A 20,755-nucleotide genomic window follows, 5' to 3' on the forward strand; every position below is an offset into this window, starting at 1 on the left:
GACCATATATGGGCCATTTTAAGCCCCTGTCCGGCCCCCATTTTCTGAGAAACCGAAAAGGTGTTGCCAACAAAAAATCCGCCTTAGGCGGACTCATTTGTGATCGTATTCTGACGCGTAAGGGGGTTGCGCATCAGTTACAATGCCTAAAAGTATTGCGTGGGAAGGTACGTCAGTCAGTCTCAGTTTCGTTCTGCTACGTTACCGTATCTCGAAAACTCAGTAGTTTCAAAACGCAATACTTTTAGGCGAACCGTTGGTAGCAATTTAAAATGAGAAACATTACCGCAATATTTACAGTACTGCTACTTGCCCAAAAACTATATGGACAAGGATTTATTCCAGCAACCCCAGATACATTGAGCTTAAAAAGCACACAAAAACATCAAAGTTTTGCTGGATCATTAGGCTACAGGTATCTGAAAAAGTATTACAAGGTCGCATCAGAAAAAGACTCAGTTATCTACTACGCATGGGGAGATTCGAACACCATTTGTTCATTTCGTCAATCATTTGAGAGAGAAATAGTCTATGAAGTTTGGGAATGTTCAGAAGGAGGAGGAATAAGCGAACAAATAACATTTCCCAAGATGGACAATAATACTGCGAAAAAATTTGTTGACCTGTTGTTCTACGATAAATGGAACACTTGGGTATCTGACTTTACATACGAACCTGTAGGTCCTGGATGCGACTATAATATTCAACAGAGAGAAAATAAAACGGTAATTCTCATATACTGTGGATGTTGAAATAAAAATGCCACCAATAACCACCAAACCTAATGTTTGCGACTGTGCGTCATTCGGTCTCAGTTTCGTTCTGCGCTGTCCGTGCATGTCGAAAGGACGGCAGTTTCTAACGCATTATCTTTAGCGGAAAACGTTGGCAAACATTAAAAATCGAAAATGAAAAAAATATTGATGTCGGTAATGCTATGGTCTTGCGGAACTTGTATGGCACAAGACGGAGCCAATGACCTATCCTTTGACCCTGGTTCTGGAGCTAACGACTATGTCCACGAAATAACCGTTCAACCAGATGGTAAAATACTGGTAGCTGGAGAGTTCACGCAGTTTAATGGAGCCGCTGTAAATCGCATAGTCCGTCTAAACTCTGATGGTAGCATTGATGGAACTTTTAATTCAGGGACTGGCGCAGACGGACGAATCAGAGAGTGTGTACTTCAGTCTGATGGCAAAATTTTAATTGGTGGTGGTTTTTCGAATTACAATGGTGTTGGTAGGCAAGGTATTGCTAGACTGAATGTGGATGGTAGTCTTGATCAAACTTTCGACCCTGGTTCTGGAGCATTTTCTATCAAAGCGATAGCTATACAACCAGACGGGAAGATGATTATTGGAGGAAGCTTCTGGAGTTACAATGGGACTTCAAGAAACAGCGTTGCCAGAATCAACAGTGACGGCAGTTTAGATTTAAGTTTTGGAAGCAGTGTGGGCGGGGCTGATCAAGATGTGGTTAGCATCTGTCTACAAAGCGATGGAAAGGTTGTGATAGTAGGTGAGTTCACAACATATGATTTCATCGATCGGAACAACGTAGCTCGACTTAATTCCAACGGAACTCTTGATGCAACATTTGATCCAGGCTCTGGTGCTGACATAGCTATTCTTACCTGTGCGATACAAAATGACGGTAAGATCTTACTTGGAGGTTTGTTCTATTCTTACAATGGAATTCAGGTAGAAAACTTAGCTAGAGTAAATTCTGATGGAAGTCTTGATGCCACGTTCTTATCAGGGTCTGGTCCGGATAATGGTGTCGACCAAATTGCTTTGGATGACTCTGAAAGAATAATAATCGTGGGTACATTTACCGATTACGATGGCAATACAAGAGTTAAAGTTGCCCGAATACTGGAGAGTGGAACTGCTGACCCAACGTTCAATCCAGGTACTGGTGCAACAGGCCCTAGCTCTGGTACTGACGCGGTAGCAATTCAAAGTGACGGAAAAATCCTTATTGGGGGCAATTTCACTTCCTACAATGGGGTTTCGAGAAATGGAATTGCCCGAATACAGTCTTCAATTCCAGTTGGGCAAACGGAGGTAACGGCCTTTGACCAATTGCCCATTGAGTTTTATCCCAACCCAGTATCCGACATCTTGTATTTAAAGCACAAAGGTACAGCAGGTTTTCAAGTAGACATTTATACATGCCTTGGCAAACTTGTAGAATCATTTGCCGATGTCAATAAGATTGATGTTAGCGGATTATCAGACGGAGTATATCTATTGAAGATGCGAAACCCAATGACTTCCGTAGAGACAATAGAGCGGTTGATAATTAGTCCGTAGAAACAAGGTTTAATTTCAGATCGCATGATTTCGACCTTTCGGATAACCAACCATTGGAAACTGAATCAAAAAATAACGTTTTCCAACAATGCCTAAAACTATTGCTTGTGACGGTACGTCAGTCGGTCTCAGTTTCGTTCTTCCACGTTACCGTATCTCGAAAACTCAGTAGTTTCAAAACGCAATACTTTTAGGCGCACCGTTGGCAAACATTAAACACCTGAATAATGAAGCGACATACTAAAACTGGATTAATCACATTTCTTGTAGCACTGGTGATGATGTCGGCAGAAACCATCTATCACCATGGGATGGTACCAAGTGAACTGTTGTCACCGTTATGGAGATCATTGGTGACGGGATTGGTTGTAGGCGTAGCCGTCTACTTCATGGACAAGAAAGATTAAGCCTACTCGCTGGCGCGCTTTTGCGGTTGCCCGTGCGCGTCTGTGACGCGTTCATAGGTCATACCAGTAAATAGCCACCAGGTTTTCAGTTTATTGCAGACAGATCAGGCGGCACGCGTTGCAAACGCGCGCTAACGGAGTGATCACGACCGAAAAGCGTTGTCAACTTTCAAAAAGTTGACAACGCTAACACACAAGACGTTCTTCGGAAGATTTGAGTGGGATCGTTGATTCTGCGATCGCTGCCGCGCGTCTGTTCCCAAGATCCGCAGGTCTTGGGTCGCTTCATGCCTACATAGCTGACACCTGTAACCTGATACCTCTTAAAAGAACGCCCTCACCTGCATGGTGCCCGTATGCACGGCACCGCTGGTCTGGCCCTTGCGGCCGCTGTACTGTAGGTTCACCTGCATGTTCTTGCCCACCCGCATCTGAAAGAAGGCGCTCCACGTGTAGTTGAGCCCCACTTTCAGTCCTTCCAGCATCTCAAAGGCCACGGTGTTTCCGCTGTTCCCATCATACGTGATGCTGATGAAATTGAACGTGGTGTTGATGCTGCCGCGTTGCAGCACGTTGTATTTTCCCTCAATGCCCGCATCGCGCAGAATGGCCTGTTGCGTGCCGCCCTCGGCCAATCGGTTGGTCTTATCGGTGTATTTGAATTTGGCCCGCACCCGCCATTTGGTACCGGGCTGAAACACCATCTGCGGTTCGATGTAGTAGTACTGAATGTCGTAATTGTTCGTATTGAAGAAGTCCGAGATGGTCGATTTCCAACCATATTCCCCTTCGGCATTGAAGGTGAACATCTTGGCGAAGTTCCATCGCACTTTGGCCTTGTGCGAAAAGGTGCTCCGCGTTTCAAATCCGTTGGCCAGATACACCTTGGTGCGGTTCTGTTGTACGGTGTAATCAGCTCCTACCTTGCTGCTGCTTCGGTTAAAGAAAAACGTGTTTCGGAAGGAAGAAGTAAGCGTAAGCAGCGTGCTGTCGAGTTTGCTGTAAAACGGATTGAAGGCGGCCAGCAGATTATCGCGCTGCGTTTTGCGCTCGATGCGATAGACCAATTGGTCCGAGAACCGCGACACGAATTTCTTCAGTCCCTTTTTGTTGCCCCAGGCAATGCGCGGGTTCAGATCGATCAGTTCGTTGAGCTGGGTGCCATACACCTTGGTGTAATCGTTGGTGGGCGTGAACACGCGGATGTAGCGGGCCGTGTCCTGATAGACCGCCTGCACGTATTCGTTCAGTTCCTTGATGCCGTTGCCGTTCTGGTCGATCCAACTGTAGGCGCCCTGCCCAGCAGGAACTTCCACATAGATGAACTCTTTCTTGCTCTCGAGCCCCGAACCCACTTCGTAGAACGTGGAGGTGGAGATGACGCCTTTCAGCAGGCGGAGGTCGTACTGCAATCGGTTCACGAGGTTCTCGTCAGGTCGGTTCGAGCTCAGCGTGGTGTCCTTCACGGTCAGTCTTCGGTAGGTGATAACCGCTTTGAAAACGCTGTTCGGGTTGCGCGCCAGTTCGCCCGTCAGTCCCATGCTCTCTCCCAAACTCGAATACTTGAGATGATTGTTGCTGGGCAGCCAGTCGTCACGTCTTTGGTAAAAAACCGAGTAATTGTTCTTCCAACCATCAGGGCTTTTGATATAGACCTTGGAGTCGTTCCAGCGGTAGCTGTTGGCCTGCATCGAATCGGAGTGTGCCACATAGAACTCATTGTCCTCAAAGATGTCCGTTCCACCGATCACAAACCACTTGAATTTCTGCTGAATGCCTGCCTGAAAGCGGCCGAAACGGTTGTCGGTCACGGTTCCTTTCGAAGAGATGAGGCTGCTGACCAGATCGAAGTTGAAACCCTTGTGGTTCACTTTGGCGGTCAGCGCGTTCTGGAAGGCGTTGAAAATGGTCTCGTTCAAAAACGAACGGAAGCTGTATTCCACATCGGCAATGTTCTTTCGCACAAAACCGAACTTGGCGGCCGAAATGTATTGGGTGGTGTAAGCGGTCTGGTTGCGGAGGTTCCAGTCGCGGTCAAATTCCACCGTTCGGTAACGTTCCACATAACGGAAGTTGTTGTTGATGTTCTCAAAATCGACCCCCGTTTTCAGCATCCATTTGGCCGAGTCATCCAATGGGATCACGTGGTTGTAGGTCATCTTCAGACCATAACCCAGATTGTCTTTGCTGTCTTTGCTCGAGAAACGGTTCAGGTCGGTGTTGGTGAGTGCGCCTTCCACCATCACGTTTCCGTTTTTCCCAATTTGGTATTCGCCCGCCAGCGTAAACATCTGGCTCATTTTCGGGGTGATGATCTTCTGTGCGGGAATGTAGCGGCCTCTGTGTGCACCTGTAATGGAATCGGGAGCCACCCATTGGTAAACGCGTCCGTTGGCAATGGACTGCTTTTGCACGTAGTCACCGTTGCCTGTGCCCACATCCGAGAACTGGACCTTGTAATAGGCGCTATCGGCATTGATGCTGTAAACGTATATCTCAGGAAAATAGACGGGAACGCCACTCACGGTAATGGTCGTGTCGGTTTTCTTGTACCGCACCTGATCCGTGCTGAAACCAGCAGAGTCGATGGCTGGAATGATGGCCTGATTCAGACTGTCTCCGATGTTCTGCAACAGGTCGAGCTGGTCGCTGGAAAGGTCACCGTTCAGGATGCCTTTCTTTCCGTCCTGTTCGGAGTAGAGGTTGAAACGGATCTTGGTGCGGTTCTTCTCAAAGTCCGTTCCCACATGGAACAATGACCGTGAGTAGTTCCGCTCCGAATACTGGAATTCCACAATGATCCGCGAATCCTTGGTAATGAGCCGCTTGGAGGTGAATGTGAGTTGGGCCGTGTTGTAATCGATGGTGTATTCGTGTTCCTGGCCGCGGGTCAGCAACTGTCCATCAATGTAAACACGCTCCGTTCCTGCAATGACGATGATGTACGTTTCATTCTCCGCACCCGTAAGGCGGTACGGGCCTTGGTTTCCTTCCACACCCTGAATGATCTGGCGGTTGAACTTTCCGCGCGAAAGTGCTCCGCTTCCTTTCACTTCCAAAAAACCAGGCTTGTCATCGGCCACTTTTTTCCGCGCGATGGGAAAGCGGTGTTTCACGCTCAGGCCCTGCGCCCGTTTCAGGAAACTCATGAAGTAGCTGTCGGGTCGGTCAATGCGGAAATCACCTGCCGTCAGTTCGGTCTCATCCGTAAAAAGTTGAATGTAGATCTGGTCGAAATCCTGCAATTGCTGGGTATTTCCCTGCGGCTGAAAGGGAACGTTATTGTCGGTGATGGCCGCGCGCATACCGATCTTCGGTGTCAGCTGTCCCGAAAGGTTCAGGTTCAAACTGGAAGTAACCCCAAGGTTCTGGTTGTTGCCCAAGTTGATGCCGCGCGATATGGATCCGCTCTTGCTCAAAGAACCAAGGTCGAAAAGTTCCTGTGCCGTGCTTGGTTTAACCGTATAGCTGAACGGATTCTGCGGCACATCGCGGATGTCGCGTATCAGTGACGGGTCCTTATTGAAGGTCTTTTCTGAATACAGCGAAGGGAAAACGCGGTAGTTCGCCACCACAGAACTTCCCACCAGACTCTTATCAACGATCAGTTTTCCCGAATACCATTCCAGCAGATACTTCGAAGAATCGACCGCCATGCCATCTTGCGTAAGCACAAAACTGGAAGGAACGATGCTCAGCGTGTCCAGCGCAACCGTGTCGTTGCTCAGTTCAATGGTGCTGCTGCGCAGATTGCTCAGGTTCTGCCCCACGGCAGGAACCAGAAAAAGCGTCATCACGAAAAGGAGTATTGGTCTCAGAAGGCGCATGCAACAGCGGGAAGCCCCGAATAAGCAAGTATAACGCAATAAACGCGGAGAATTATATGGGACCCAGAGATGTGAACGGTCTGAAAGAGTGCAACCTATTTCAAACGTGAAGATAGGGGCATCATCTGACCACCGAACCGTTCGCGATCTCCCCTTCGGGTTTCAGCAGTACCACCTCTTTCTCTTCGTTGATGATTCCGAGTACCAGCACCTCACTCTTAAAACCAGCGATGCGTTTCACGGGGAAATTGACCACAGCCATTACTTGACGGCCTTTGAGGTCATCCAATGCATAGATCGCGGTGATCTGTGCGCTGCTGTTCTTTTGACCCAACGAACCAAAATCGATGGTCAGTTTGTAAGCAGCTTTTTTGGCATCTGTGAATGGCTCAGCATGCACAATGGTTCCAACACGGATGTCAAGCTGCTGAAAGTCTTCGAAGGAGGCCGTTTCCATGATTTAAAAATAATCCTTTAGCACTGAATGCCCTCCAAGGGCTTAACATTTGCAAATGAAAAACGCTTAGAGATTAGGCTGCCCCAAATTCAATTCCCCACGTGCTCTTCTTCGGTCTGCTCTTGCAGGTATTTGGCAATGTTCGGCCTGAAGTAGTTCTCGCCCTTCATCACTTTGCCGTCCTCGCGGTAAATGGGCTTGCCATCAGCACCCAACTTGCTCATGTTGCTGCGGTGTATCTCATCAAAGATGTCTGCGATCCTGTCCTGCAAACCATGCTTGCAGATGGTGCCGTAAAGAATGTACATCATATCGCCCAGCGCATCGGCAATTTCCACCAGGTCGCCATCCTTGCAGGCCTGGAGGTACTCCTCATTCTCCTCATGCATCAGGCGGTGGCGCAGCAGGTATTCATCCTCACCGATGTTGTGCTCAGGCGAGTCATTGTTGCCAATGCCGAACGTGTCGTGGAAATCGTAAACAGCTTTGATTTTTTCGTTGAGAGAATGGTCTTTGCTCATTTTGTGTAATGTCAGTAATAGAGGAACACACTTCTGTACGTCCCATCTGAGTTCGTTTGGCTCTTTTCGGTAAGATGCTGAGACGCATCATAAATGTACTCCGAATGGGCCGTGACCGTGGCCGTGCTATCAGTAAATTCAGTGGAACTTATCAACCCGTTCTGTGAAAAACGGAACACCTTCCTGCCGATAAGATCATTGCTCGAAGTATAGAAAGACACACGCGTCTGTCCAGTACTGAAGAAGTACTCGAAACTTCGGTAGGCCAACAGCGAATCTTCCGAATTGTAATGGTAGATGCGGTAAAGATTCCCATCATCTTGGAAATACCGATAGATGAAATATCGCTGTAGAGAATCACCCTCGAAATAGGATTCTCTCCTCCGCTTTCCGTTCTCATACATCACGAAAAGACTGCTGTCGTTCGCTCCGTAAACAATGGTCTCCAAACTGTCCATCTGGTTGTAGTTCCACGTTTGCACTTTCGTGTCCGCATCGGGGTATTGCTCCGCAATGACGCTCGTTCTGCCATCTTCAAACCATTGTTTAACGGTCTTTTGCAACCGATGCTGATCATCGAAGATGCGCGAGATAAGCAACGAATCTCCCGCATGCTCAAACTCCACATATCCTTCGGGCGAACCATTGAAATAGCGGTACTCTCGGCAAAGTTCCCCACTCGGACCCTCACCATCACACGGCACAAGTCCATCCGTGGAACACGAGCTCAGAAAAAGAACGGATACGAACAGGAAAGCATATTTCATAAGGGTCGGTGAAAATAGGAATATCACCTTTTGGTTAAGACCAGCCACCTTTTGACGCCATCAGCTTTGAAAAGCTAAATTTGAGTTCTCTAAACGATTGAAATGAAGAACAATTACTTCCTTCTGTTGATCGCTGCGATGTTCGCAGGCCAACTCCAAGCGCAGACCGTTACGCGCGGACCCTATCTGCAGTTTCCTACTTCAAGTAGTATGAAGGTGATGTGGCGCACCGATGTGGCCACCCCAGCTCGCGTCTATTATGGACCCACGCTGGCCACCGTTATGGACAATCAGGTGGATGTGTCCACTTCGGAAACAGACCACACGGTCAACATCACAGGACTTGACCCATTTACCGAATATTATTTCGCTGTGAGCGATGGCTCTACGGTTTTGGCGGGGGCCGATGACAATCATCGCTTCAGAACCTCGCCAGAGATCGGAACGGTGCAACCCATTCGTGTTTGGTGCATCGGAGATTTCGGAAAAGGCAACGAGAAGCAGATGGCTGTGAAACAATCCATGTTGGATCATGTAGGAGATGACCTACCTGATTTCTGGATGTGGTTGGGCGATAACGTGTATGACAACGGAACCGATGAGGAATATTCCACCAAGGTGTTCGATTCCATTTATGGTTATTCGGAGATATTCCCGCGTATTCCGTTCATGCCCTGTCCTGGAAACCACGATTATGGTTCGGTGCTGAGCCTGACCACGGGTGCCGATCCTACCACGCATCATGGTCCGTATTACGACCTTGTGGATGTGCCTACCAATGGCGAGATCGGTGGCGTTCCATCCAATTACGAACTCTATTATTCATTCGATTACGGCAATGTTCACTTCATGTCATTGAACTCAGAGATAGGTTCGGTTACACCGCTCCAACCATCTTGGGACTGGACAGGTGCCAACCCACTTTTCTCGTTCAATGGTTCTCCTTTCACCGATTGGATGGAGGCCGATCTTGCTGCCAACGATAAGCCGTGGGTGGTGGCATTTATCCACCAGCCTCCGTACACGGCAGGTTCGCATGAGTCAACGGCTTTTTACGAAGTGTACATGCAGGCCGTGCGCGAGAATCTTGTTCCCATATTGGAAAGTTACGGTGTGGATGTGCTGATTACGGGTCACAGCCATGTTTATGAGCGATCATACCTCATCCATGGATATTACAGCAACAACCTTTCGGATTTCGACCCGAATGTGCATGTGGTCAATTCATCCAGCGGAAGACTTTCTGAAGGAACTCCGTATGTGAAATATGTAGATGGTCCGAACCCGAACTACGGAACCTTGTATGTAGTGCAGGGGAATTCTGGTAGCAGCGAGAGTTCAGCCAGCCTCGATCATCCGGCCATGTACACAGGCCATGCCTGCGATACCTGCGTGGGCTCGACCATGCTTTATGCGAACGGTGACACGCTTTCGGGCTATTACTTGACCAAGGATGGCGAGATATTGGATGATTGGACCATTCTGAAAACGCACTTTACTGGAATTGAGGAGGCAAAATCAGGTTCACCGATCACGAATGTGATGGTCTCTCCCAATCCATTCACACAGCAGACCAAGTTCTCGTTTGACCTGAAGACAAACCTGAAAGCCAATGTGGAACTGACCGACATGACGGGACGACTCATTCATTCGTTCCATTCAGGTGAAATGGCGGCTGGCAAGCACACCTATTCGATAGATGCACAGACGCTTGGTCTTGGAAAAGGAGTTTACCTTGTGCGCGTGATCACAGGGAAACGACAGGCCGTGGCTCGCCTCATCAAAGTAGAATAACATGACAAGACTCTTTCCGATTGCTGCGCTCTTGCTGGTAAACACCACGTGGGCGCAGCAATTTCATTTTAGTGGAACCATCAAAGGCATGGCCGATCAGCCTTTGTACGTCACTTATCCTGCTGATTATTTCGGGAATACGTGGCAGGATGAGATTGCGGTTTCGGGAAATTCGTTCGGCAAGAAGGTCAACGTTCCCGCTTCGGGTTGGATGAAACTCAGCTACAACGACAAGGACCGCGAGGTTTACGTGTGGAAGTATGAGGATTCGCTTCGCATCCAGTTCGATTCCATGTTCTTGGAAGATGATCAGACCGTAAAATTCGGTGGAGATGGAGCGGCCATCAACGGTTTTGCTGCGCAGATGAAAGAGGAGTTCGGTAGCAGATTATCCGTCAAGTGGTTGGAAGAACAGGCCAAGGACGCCACCAACATCGATGCGATGGAAATGGACGCTTTCAAACTTCGGAATGATGCCGTTTTCGCATTGGAGAAGTTCGAACCGAAGCTTTCGGATGCCTTCATCAAAGCATACAAGAACCATCTTGGGTACTACTATTACCTCTCGCTGTTCAAGTTTTCGGAAATGAAAACCGCCAGCAGTTCCATTCCCAAGGCCACAGAAATTCCGAAGGTGTTGATCGAGAACCTCTCATGGGAACGCATGAACATGGCCAAGGAACTCGATAGCGAGTTCTTTCGCGAGTTGCTCATCCAGTTTGTGGATTACAAGGCATTGGAGGAATATGATTTCATGAAGTTTGCCGACCGTCAAGCGGCTGTTCAGGCAGCGTTCAATACGGCCCGCGAAAACCTGAAAGGCGAATCGCTGCAGTATTTCCTCACCAAGACCATGCTGCAAAATGCCAAGAATGTGCAGCCATCGCTACTGCGCCAAATGCGCGACCATTTGGCAGGAACGCAGCAGTCGGAAGTATTCGTGAAACTGGTGGAAGACAGCTTGGCTGAACGCCTCAAGGCGAAGGATGATGAAGTGGAAGTGGCCGTTACAGATGAACAGAAGACCGATCACGATGCGATAGATATTGAGGTGCAGGGATTGGATGGCAAAACCTTCAAACTCTCCGATCTGCGCGGCAAAGTGGTTTACTTGGACATCTGGGCCAGTTGGTGCGGGCCGTGCCGAAAGGAATTCCCGCATTCAAAAGCGTTGAAGGAAAGTCTTTCCAAGAAGGAATTGAAGAACATTGAGTTCCTCTACATTTCCATCGACAACACCGAAACCGTTTGGAAACTGGCCATCGAGGAATTGGGAATTGAAGGAAAACATGGCCTTTCAAAAGGCGGTTGGGGTTCGGAGGTCACTTCCAAATTCGGTGTGAACAGCATTCCGCGCTACCTCATTTTCGATAAGAAGGGAAAGGTGGTAGATCAGAACGCCCCGCGCCCAAGTGACCCACGTCTGCTGGAAATTCTGAAGAAATTGGCGGAGCAGTAGGGGTGCAAGGCAATGCGCCTGTTTTACCAAGGTCGTCAACTTTCTAAAAGTTGACGACTTTCCCATTTCGGAGTACTCGATCCATCATGTTTGTTCGAAGGGTCATTTTTCTCCCCTTTGGGGAGATGCCGAAGGCAGAGGGGTTGAGGAGGTCATTTCACCTCCATGTCATCGCCCAGCCAGTTCTTGCCCACATACAATTTGTAAGGCGCATCGCTCAGGTCGGCAAGTATGCATTCCACTTTGCGGCTCACCTTGTGGCTCATGAAATTCATCACCAGTTCCAGTTCGGCCGTGTAGCACTTTACGCCATTCCATTCCTCAATTCCTTTTACAACGGAATTCACGGTGCGGCCTTCGCCATTCTCATTCACCACCTTAAAGCTCACTTGGCGTGTAATGTTCTTCTCTTTCGGGAAGGAGGCATTCATCACCGCAATGGTGTTGGCGTTGATCACACACAGTTTCAGTGTGTCGCTTACCGCTGCTTTCCACAGCACGTTCGATTCCACCACTTGAACGGGTTCTTCTTTGGAAACAGGGGTTTTTTCTTGGGCGAAGCCGAATTGGCAGACGAGAAGTAGAAACGGTAAAAGATTTTTCATGGTCAGATTTTAGGGTCGAAAAACAAATTTAGCAACCGTAGGCAACCCATGTAAAAAGGTGTCGTCTTTCAAGCAGACATTCCACTTTTTCCCGAGGGAGTTAGGCAGATGATTTCTACGAAACGTTTACCTGGCTCCCTTTCCCTTTTACATGAAATGGCCACGGACGCTCAGATTTCCACAGATTTGAGCACAGATGGAATATTGGCTTTTCGTGAGATCCGTGGTTATCTGTGAATCCTAAATTTGATGTTTTGAACTTCCTCGGCCACATTTTTCTCACACCTGACGATGACGAATTGCTGCTGGGCAACTTCATTGCCGACTCGGTGAAAGGAAATCCCGAAAAGCACTTTAATGGAAAAGTGGCCGATGGCATTCGTTTTCACCGCGCCATCGATGCGTTTACAGATTCACATCCGCTGGTTAAGCAGGGAATTGAACGTTTCCGCGAAACGCAAGGACGCTATGCACCCGTGGTGATCGATGTGGTGTACGACCACGTGCTGGCCAGCAATTGGAAGGAATTCCACGCAGAGGATCTGCACGATTTCACGCAGTCTGTCTACAAGCGACTGGATGGGCAAAAACACCTCTTCCCAACGCGTGTTCAGCAATACTTTCCATTCATGCGGCAGCAGAATTGGCTGTACAATTATCAGTTTGAGTGGGGGCTGATAAAGTCACTACAAGGCTTGGACAGGCGTTCTTCAACCGAAACCCAAATGCACCTCGCGGTGGATGTTTATCGCGCATTCAATCAGCAGTTTTTGGAGGAGTTCAGGGAGTTTATTGCTGAGGCACGGCAACATCTTACGGCCTCAACGAAGTAAACGGAATCAAACTCACCCCTTTGTAGTAGTAACCGAGAATCTGGCTGTAGGTGTAACCACTTTCGGCCATTTTCATGGCGCCCTGCTGGCAAAGCCCAACTCCGTGACCGTAACCGCGCCCGCTCAATTCGGCCTTTCCGTCTTTCACCGTCAGGTCGAAGAACGTGGAACGAAGTTGAAGCAGCCTTCGCATCTGTGCTGTTTCGATGGAATCGTTCCGCAGCGTGAAGAACTTCTTGCGGTCGTGCTGCCCGAATTTCCAGCCGTCAAGTCCAGCCGTGTCGGTGGCAAAACCGAGTTGCGCCAACAGTTCTCCCAAAGGCATCGATCTGTCCCAAACCGCGCTACGACTTTTGAGACAGAATGTATCATTGACCGCTGTGAGGTAAGACCGTGATTCTTTCCAAACATCCTCCGAATTGGCCGTTTGGCCACCACAGTTGGCATGGAAGGCACTCAGAATGAGGTTGTTCTCGGGATCCACCATCACCAATCCGCTGGTAGCGGAAGTGGCTTTCACCACCTCATCCGAAGTCTTTTTCAATCCCGAAAAAACCTGGCAATGCTCGTTGTCGCACAGGTCGAAGCCGTCCAATGCATGGCGCTCCAAGTTGCGTGTGGCATACGTGCGGCAAATAATGCTCTGTATCTTGTAGTATTCCTCGGCCGCGCCATGTCCGACCTCTCCTTGCACCACGCGACCAACGTAGCGTTCAATACTTGCCTGATCGATTAACCGTAATTTTCCATCCTTCACAGAAATGTTGAGGCGGTCAATGTAGCCATGGTCCTGTTTCTCGTCATTGAAACGGAGGCGGAAACTCGGTGAAATGCCGCTGCCAACCACAGAAAGTTTCACAACTGTGTCGTTCAGTCCGTAAGGGCTTTTCACCAGCAGTCGGTCACCCAAAACGGAAACCGACATGGCATCATCCGAACGGAAACGATAAAGCGTGTCCGCGTTCTCATTCAGCAGCACATACGTTCCGCTGCTTGGTGAGAAAAGCACCGAAGAAATGGCCTTTCGGGGCATCAGCCCGATGGTGATCTCTTGCGCTTGCGCGGAGTTTGAAAATAGAACGAATGTGGAAAAGGAAAGGAGTAAGCATCTCTTCCAACAAGAGATCATCAAATGACGGACTGTTGTTTCCTGTTCATGAACTACAGCTTTCTTCACCTTGACCATTCCTTTAAAACGAATATTTTTGGGAGCTTGAATGAATTGCCGAAAATAACCCGAAAAACGGGTAAAACTATGCTGTTGAAAGCGCGTCTGATTTTCCCTTTTCTGCTGTTGTTGATTGCCTTCCAGAGCTTTGGACAGATCAGTTTCGATAGTCAGGAAGACCTCGAAAAGGCGGCCAATGAATTTTTTGAGAAGGAAGATTACGCCAAGGCCAAGCCGCTGTTCTCGCAACTGCTAAGCAAAGATGCCCTCAACCCGAATTACAATTACCGTTTCGGGGTCTGCATCCTGTTCACTGAGGCCGATCCGCTGAAGCCATTGCCCTACATCGAAGGTGGCGCAAACAGCCCTGGAGTGAATAGCGAGGCGTACTACTATCTCGGCAAAGCATACCAGCTCAATTATCGTTTTGATGATGCGGTGAAAGCCTACGAGAAAGGGAAGAATGCTGGTTTTTCCAGCCCGAAGATCGATCTGGACCGCAGCATGCAGGAATGCCGAAACGGCAAGATATTGTACAACGCGGCCATCGATTTTCAACCTGCCATGGACAAGGAGGTCATCGCAAGCGAATTCTATCGGCCCTACGATTTCCGCAAGTTGAAGGGAAAAGTGATTCCGATGCCGCCCAATTTCAAGACCAAGTACGATGAGAAGAATTTGGTGGGAACGGTGATCTACACTCCTATGAACAGTGAAGTACTGGTTTACGCCAGTTATGGCGAAGATGGGGCGAATGCCAAGGATCTGTACCGCGTCAACCGCCTACCGAACGGAGAATGGGCCATTCCGCAGCGATTGCCGAATGTCATCAACACGAAGTATGATGAGGATTACGCGTTCTATGATGAGGAATCGCAGACGCTGTTCTTCGCTTCCAAAGGACACAACACCATGGGCGGCTACGATGTGTTCAGTTCCAAGTACGACCCGAATGCGAACACGTGGTCAACGCCCATGAACCTGCAATTCCCGATCAACTCACCGTTCGATGATTTTCTCTACGTGAGCGATCCCGAAGGGAAATTGGCGTTTTTCACATCTGGTAGGAACACGGAAGCAGGTAAGTTGCGCGTGCTCAAAACACTGCTTCACGACCCGAATCAAGTGGAGGTTTCGGTGGTGGAAGGCATGTACGAAGACCTCACCGATTCGGTCTACAACTATGCAGCACTAACGGTTGTCGACCCGCAGACCAACGAGGTTGTAGGGAAGTATCGCAGCAACAAACTATCGGGAAAATATTTGCTCATCCTTCCACCACAGAACGATTACCGCTTGGATGTAGGTCCGAAAGAGGCCAACGGTTTCATGTTCGATCTGGATGTTCCTGTGCATGAATCGTATGATGCTTTGCAGCAGCAGATCACCTACAATTCGGTGAACGATGAGGCCACCGTGGCAATGACCAATTACTTTGATGCTGCGGGAAAGCCAGATACGGTGAAGTTTTCCGAAAGTCGATCGCTGAAAGAAGTGATGGCGCAGATGGCCGAAATGCCCGAACTCACGGCAGAAGAGCTGGCGCAGATGAACCCGAAAGAAAATGCCCTGAAAGCGGCTCAGTTGGCACAGGCCAAGCAGGATTCCATCCGCAAAGCGGAAGAACTGGCATTGAAGAAGAAGGAAGAGGAAGCGCAACTATTGGCACAGCAGCAGGCTGAGAAAGCTCGGTTGGATTCGCTGAAGCGCGTGGAAGAACTGGCTGCCGCACAGGCAAAGGCGCGTCAGGATTCCATCCAGAAAGTGCAGCAATTGGCGCTTGCGCAGAAGAAGGCAGAGCAGGCACGACTGGACTCAATAAAGCAGGCTGAGGCATTGGCGTTGCAGCAGGCCAAGCAAGCAGAAATGGCAGCCAAACTGGCGAAGGAAAAAGCTGAAAAGGCCAAGTTGGATTCGTTGAAGCGTGTGGAGCAATTGGCGTTGGCACAAGAGAAATCGCGACAGGATTCCATCGAGAAGGCCGTACAACTTGCGTTGGAACAAAAGCAGGCTGAACAGGCACGCCAGGATTCGATAAAGCAGGCTGAAGCGTTGGCGTTTGAACAGACCCGCCAAGCAGAATTGGCAGCAAAAGCGGAGAAAGAAAAAGCCGCCAAAGCAAGGTTGGATTCGTTGAAAGCGGCCGAAGCCGCCAACTTGGCAATGCTGCAGAAAAGGGCCGTAGAAGCGAAACAGGCCAAACTCGACTCATTGCGAAAGGCGGAGGAAATGGCGTTTGAAAAGCAACGTTTAGAAGTTGCTGAACGCGAGAAACAAGCGGCAAAAGAGGAGGCAGCGAAAGAAGCAGGCAAGTTGGCACAAGCAGAGGTCAATGGGCAGCAGCAACAGGGTCAGTTGGATTCATTGAAACGTGCCGAGGTGCTGGCCGCGCATGAGAAGGCACGGGAGGACTTCATCTACAAGGCCGAGCAACTGGCCGAAGAATACAGGCAGGCAAAGCAGCAGCAACAGGATTCCATCAAAGCGGCTGAGGAGGAAGCCGCATTGGCAATGGAGTTGAAGGAAGAGGAAGATGCCATGCTGGCCGAGGAAAAAACCATGGACCGAACGCTTGCAGAGAAGAAAGCACGTGAGGATTCCATCGCCTTGGCCAGAACGCTGATGCAGGTGGCGCGGGAAGAAGCACTGAAAGCTGAGATTGTGCTGAGACAAAGACAAAAAGCTGTAGCCGACAGTTTGGCTGCGGTGGAGTTGGCACAGCAGGCACAGGAGAAAGCCATTGCAGATTCCATCGTGAAAGCTGAAAAACAACTGGTGCAAGAAAAACTGGCCGCTGCCAAAGCAGAGCAGGAACGCACCAGAAAGCGGGCACAGGCGAAAGCAGACAGCATAGCCGCTGCCGAACTGGCGCAGAAGACGGAACGCGAGAAAGCCATGGCCGATTCGGTTGCCGAGGTTGCGCGATTGGCAGAGATCAAAAGGGAAGTGGAGTTGGCAAAGCAGCGTGCGCTTCGCGATTCAATGATCGTGAAAGACGTGGCAGTTTCTGAGGAAGAAACGGAATCTGAAAAGGAGTTGACCTATTCGGAGATTCTGAAGGAAATGGCCGCAAAGGAAGCTGAGATATTGGAACAACAAGGTGAAGAGAAGAGGAATGATGCCATCCCAGAATCGGTGACAGCCACTTCAGACACATCAAAGAAAGTTGACGGAAGTGAATCGGATATTGCCCTTGAGGATGCAAAAGTGGTTTCCGAATCGGAGCTTTTCCTGGAAACCATTGCCAAGATGGAGCAGCAGCGCAAAGAGCAGGAAGCGCTGATAGCTGCTGAGAACAAAGCAAGGGAAGAAGCAAAGGCACAGGCCAAGGCTGAGAAGGAATTGAAGCAACAGCAAGCGGTCCAAAGTCCGCAGAAGCTGGTAACGGACGGAGTTGACTCTGCGCTTGTGGTTACAGGAGACAAGATCGCGGCAGCAAAAATTGATTCGAATGCAACCAGAGTTGAAGAACCGCTGGATGGTGAATTGGAGTCGGTGGCATTGAAGAGCGATGCCGACCCGAATGCGTATCTGGCGGCACTCAATGAGATAGAAGCTGAGATGGAGAAGGAGGCGAAATCCCGACCAGACAAGGATTACACACTCCGCAGCATGGATGAACTTCAGGGAAGATCGGACGATAAGAATGCGGATCCTGTGCTACAGGCCAAAATAGATGCTGACCGAAAAGCATTGCAGGAACATCAGAAGGAAGCCATCGCCAAGGAAGAAGCGCTGAAAGAGGAGATGCAGAAAGACCGCCAAGTGGTCGAATCGTATAAAGACGGATTGGCGGATGAACTTCGCGAAGCAGAGAACGAAGTTGTACTCAACCAAACCGAACCCAAGAAAGAAACGGAGACGATCACCCTGAACGAATTTTTAACCAAGAAAGGAGAGAAGAAGACCGATGCGGTAGCACCAACGGTCGATCAGCAGGAAGTTGCAGCGGCAGAAGCGGAGTGGGATAAAGAAGCAGAAGAGATCGTACAGCAACCACAGACTGAGGCTGAGAAGAAAGAAACACCAGTAGAGAAGCAGTTTGAGGAAGTGGAAGGTTCTGGGCTGCTGATTGAACAGGAGAAAGATGCCATTCTTGAAGAATTGGCCCAGATAGATTCTGTTCAGCCTGAGGAGAATAAGGCTGTTGAGGAGGAAGTGGTTATGATGGAATCTGAACCTGCACCGAAAGACCGTGCGGTTATTGAAGAAGAAGTACTGGAGGCTGAGAACACACCAGAGCCGAAAGAGGTTGAGCCGATGGTTGACGTTGAAATGGAAAAGGAAGCGGAAGAGGTCGCGGTTGTTCAGGCGGAGGAAATTGCGACAGAGGCCGAAACGGAGAAGGAATTGGCCGATCTGGAAACCGAACCTGAGGAGGAAGTGATAAGTCTGGATGCTCCGCAGCCAGCATCGGTCGGTACGGTCGGAACCATTCCATTCCTTGTGGCTGCCAAGCGCGATTACAGCATTTCCAAGCCTTCGTTTGATAAGGTGCAGAACCCAGATGTTCGCAAGATGATCAAACGCATGCGAGCGGAGGACGTTGGGCGATTGGCCGTTCTCAAGAACATGAAGAACGAGTGGATCGAGGCTGGGAAAACGCAGGAGTCGCTCACTGAGATCAAGGGTAATCGCAGAAACCAGGATGTTCTTGCAAATCAGGTTTCGCATCCGCGCGAGGAATACATCCGTCCGCCATTCAATAAGTACGATCTGCGCAAGCGCAAGGATGTTTACTACAAGCTGGAATTTGTGATGGAGCCTGCGGGTGTTTCCGAAACGGTTTCGGACGCCATGAGTCCAGAATCGGCTATTACGTTTTCAATGCCATCGGTGCAACTCAGTACTGGGTATTTCCAGACATTGGCAGATGTGCGCTCAGAACTGAAGGAATACCAGAACCGAGGTTTTTCATCGGTACGCATTGTTCCATATTTGAACGATGCAAAAGTGGCGTTGACTGACGTGCAAGACGTTCCGTTTGTCGATTAAAGTTCTATTTTAGACGGTCGATTATCTATCTTCATCGCCAATTATTGAACATGAATATTGATCCGCTATTTACGTTAGACCTTGAGGTCGAATTTCAGCAGGAACTCGAGGAGTTGGTGCAGGCACCAAAGACGCTTGTCATCCACAATGACGACTTCAATACATTCGATTTTGTCATTGAAACATTGATAGAGGTCTGTCGCCATGAGCCTTTGCAGGCTGAGCAATGCACGTTCATCATTCACTACAGTGGAAAGTGCGGTGTGAAAACTGACATGTTCAGCAAATTGCAGCCCATGTGGGCAGAGATGATCAACCGAGGATTGACCGCCACGATCGAGGACATTCCCAAGATGGCGAAGTGATCATATTTGAGATAAAGGAAAAGGGCTCAGCGATTTTTTGCTGAGCCCTTTCTGTTTCCAATGATTCTGATTTGTTGTCCGTTTGTCATTTTGCCTTCTGCAATTTGCACTCACCAGCGGTGAACATTTCCCATTTCTGGTCAACCAGGCCATAATATGTCTTGGTCTCAACCTGACTTTGGTAACTGAACTCCTTGATAACATACGAGTTGGGGTCTGAACCGCATTTGTCCGTGTAGTCAATTACAATACTTGGGTTGCCATTACGGTAATGCAACGTAACGCGCTGCAACTTCCCTTTCTTGAATTCCAGTTGCTTGTAAGCCCAATCATACTTCTTGTTCCGTTGGAAAAGCCATTCTCTGCCGATGATGGGCAAATGGTCGCGTGTGCTCAGAAAGAAGGTGTAAACCCCATTTAGCTCGATGGGTGTTGCCATTTCCTTCAGTTGATTGGTGTCTTTAGGAACCAGCCGCGAAAAATTGCGGTTGTCGATCTTCTTTTGGAGGCGGATTCCGTCTTCGTAAGACACGAAGTGAACGTACTTCGCATCTTCCACTTTCTTTACGGGAGAGAGGTCTTCGCTGAGGTATTCAGCCCAATAACCTTGCTTCTTGCCGCGGTCATCCACGCGGTTGAGTGTGTCGTTTGCCGCTTGCCCGAACAAGTTTGCAGAAAGCAGCAGCATCCATCCCAAAAGGACGAACAAAATGTGGGAAGATCTTTGAGAGTCGATCACTTGATAAGAACGCCTGTTGCTTCAAATGTCAATGCCAATTCTGGACGTGTGATGGCATCAATTTCTTCCTGCGTTTTTCCTGCATCTTCGGCCAAATGCTTCAACATGTCCACCGGAATGGTATCGTACATAGCCACGCCTTTCATCAGCATGGTCTTTCCGCCAGCATCCTTCGGAACGAAGAACCCGTAATCTTTAAAGGAAACGCGCATGCTCTCGCCATCTCCCATGTCCACTTTCATCCAGCAGCCTTTCTTCTGGCAGCATTCCTGAATGGTGCCTTCCACAATGAATTCGTTGCTTGATGAATCATTCATCAATGCTGGAACATCGGCAGGAGCAACAGCTTCGGCCACTTCAAATTCTTCCCCGAACCAACCTGTGTTGGCCGCAGCGGCTTCTTCCTGAGCTTCTTCGGCATGCTCTTCGGTCTTGTGTTCGCCACAGGCTGCAAGCAGCAGCAGGGAGAAGATGGGAACGATGTATTTCATTCTATGCGT

Annotated in this window: 15 protein-coding genes; 7 read left to right on the forward strand and 8 right to left on the reverse strand. The window is 49.2% G+C overall.

What is annotated here, in order from left to right:
• The first annotated feature begins 272 nt into the window (after positions 1-272).
• On the forward strand, positions 273-752 hold the full coding sequence (locus GC178_08990) for a hypothetical protein (GenBank protein MBI1287700.1): 480 nt from the start codon (positions 273-275) through the stop codon (positions 750-752).
• A 156-nt stretch (positions 753-908) separates the two neighbouring features.
• Positions 909-2,318: a T9SS type A sorting domain-containing protein gene (locus tag GC178_08995; protein ID MBI1287701.1), complete on the forward strand. Its 1,410-nt coding sequence runs from the start codon at positions 909-911 to the stop codon at positions 2,316-2,318.
• A 730-nt stretch (positions 2,319-3,048) separates the two neighbouring features.
• Here GC178_08995 and GC178_09000 read toward each other — a convergent pair.
• The 4 genes from GC178_09000 to GC178_09015 all read right to left on the reverse strand — a co-directional run bounded on the left by GC178_09000 (position 3,049) and on the right by GC178_09015 (position 8,297).
• Complete coding sequence (locus GC178_09000; GenBank protein MBI1287702.1) at positions 3,049-6,519, reverse strand: hypothetical protein; 3,471 nt, start codon at positions 6,517-6,519, stop codon at positions 3,049-3,051.
• Between the two features lie 154 nt (positions 6,520-6,673).
• Complete coding sequence (locus GC178_09005; GenBank protein ID MBI1287703.1) at positions 6,674-7,009, reverse strand: tRNA-binding protein; 336 nt, start codon at positions 7,007-7,009, stop codon at positions 6,674-6,676.
• Between the two features lie 89 nt (positions 7,010-7,098).
• The gene (locus GC178_09010) at positions 7,099-7,530 is read right to left on the reverse strand and encodes a hypothetical protein (protein MBI1287704.1); all 432 of its coding nucleotides are present in this window, start codon (positions 7,528-7,530) and stop codon (positions 7,099-7,101) included.
• A gap of 11 nt (positions 7,531-7,541) precedes the next feature.
• Positions 7,542-8,297 carry a hypothetical protein gene (locus GC178_09015; GenBank protein ID MBI1287705.1) on the reverse strand — a complete coding sequence of 252 codons (756 nt, stop codon included), beginning with the start codon at positions 8,295-8,297 and terminating at the stop codon, positions 7,542-7,544.
• Positions 8,298-8,399: 102 nt separating this feature from the next.
• On the opposite strand from GC178_09015, the gene GC178_09020 reads away from it, so the two are divergent.
• Both GC178_09020 and GC178_09025 read left to right on the forward strand, forming a co-directional pair.
• Entirely contained in the window at positions 8,400-10,091 is a 1,692-nt protein-coding gene (locus GC178_09020) for a T9SS type A sorting domain-containing protein (protein ID MBI1287706.1), read from the forward strand.
• Between the two features lies 1 nt (position 10,092).
• The gene (locus GC178_09025) at positions 10,093-11,550 is read left to right on the forward strand and encodes a redoxin family protein (GenBank protein MBI1287707.1); all 1,458 of its coding nucleotides are present in this window, start codon (positions 10,093-10,095) and stop codon (positions 11,548-11,550) included.
• Positions 11,551-11,702: 152 nt separating this feature from the next.
• Here GC178_09025 and GC178_09030 read toward each other — a convergent pair whose 3' ends face one another.
• Positions 11,703-12,155, reverse strand: a complete 453-nt coding sequence (locus GC178_09030; GenBank protein ID MBI1287708.1) for a hypothetical protein — start codon at positions 12,153-12,155, stop codon at positions 11,703-11,705.
• A 233-nt stretch (positions 12,156-12,388) separates the two neighbouring features.
• On the opposite strand from GC178_09030, the gene GC178_09035 reads away from it, so the two are divergent.
• The gene (locus tag GC178_09035) at positions 12,389-12,988 is read left to right on the forward strand and encodes a DUF479 domain-containing protein (GenBank protein ID MBI1287709.1); all 600 of its coding nucleotides are present in this window, start codon (positions 12,389-12,391) and stop codon (positions 12,986-12,988) included.
• Here the strand turns inward: GC178_09035 and GC178_09040 are convergent.
• Positions 12,969-14,174 carry a SpoIID/LytB domain-containing protein gene (locus GC178_09040; protein MBI1287710.1) on the reverse strand — a complete coding sequence of 402 codons (1,206 nt, stop codon included), beginning with the start codon at positions 14,172-14,174 and terminating at the stop codon, positions 12,969-12,971. The genes GC178_09035 and GC178_09040 overlap by 20 nt on opposite strands.
• Before the next feature lie 75 nt (positions 14,175-14,249).
• Between GC178_09040 and GC178_09045 the strand changes: the two genes are divergently transcribed.
• Together GC178_09045 and GC178_09050 are read left to right on the forward strand one after the other, a co-directional pair.
• A complete protein-coding gene (locus GC178_09045) occupies positions 14,250-19,151 on the forward strand; it encodes a hypothetical protein (GenBank protein ID MBI1287711.1) in 4,902 nt (1,633 codons plus the stop codon).
• Positions 19,152-19,201: 50 nt separating this feature from the next.
• Positions 19,202-19,516: an ATP-dependent Clp protease adaptor ClpS gene (locus tag GC178_09050; protein MBI1287712.1), complete on the forward strand. Its 315-nt coding sequence runs from the start codon at positions 19,202-19,204 to the stop codon at positions 19,514-19,516.
• 85 nt (positions 19,517-19,601) lie between these two features.
• On the opposite strand, the gene GC178_09055 is transcribed toward GC178_09050, so the two are convergent.
• Entirely contained in the window at positions 19,602-20,204 is a 603-nt protein-coding gene (locus GC178_09055) for a hypothetical protein (protein MBI1287713.1), read from the reverse strand.
• A 47-nt stretch (positions 20,205-20,251) separates the two neighbouring features.
• The gene (locus GC178_09060) at positions 20,252-20,746 is read right to left on the reverse strand and encodes a DUF4920 domain-containing protein (GenBank protein MBI1287714.1); all 495 of its coding nucleotides are present in this window, start codon (positions 20,744-20,746) and stop codon (positions 20,252-20,254) included.
• Between the last annotated feature and the right edge of the window lie 9 nt (positions 20,747-20,755).

It is taken from the genome of Flavobacteriales bacterium (assembly GCA_016124845.1).
Lineage (GTDB): Bacteria > Bacteroidota > Bacteroidia > UBA10329 > UBA10329 > UBA10329.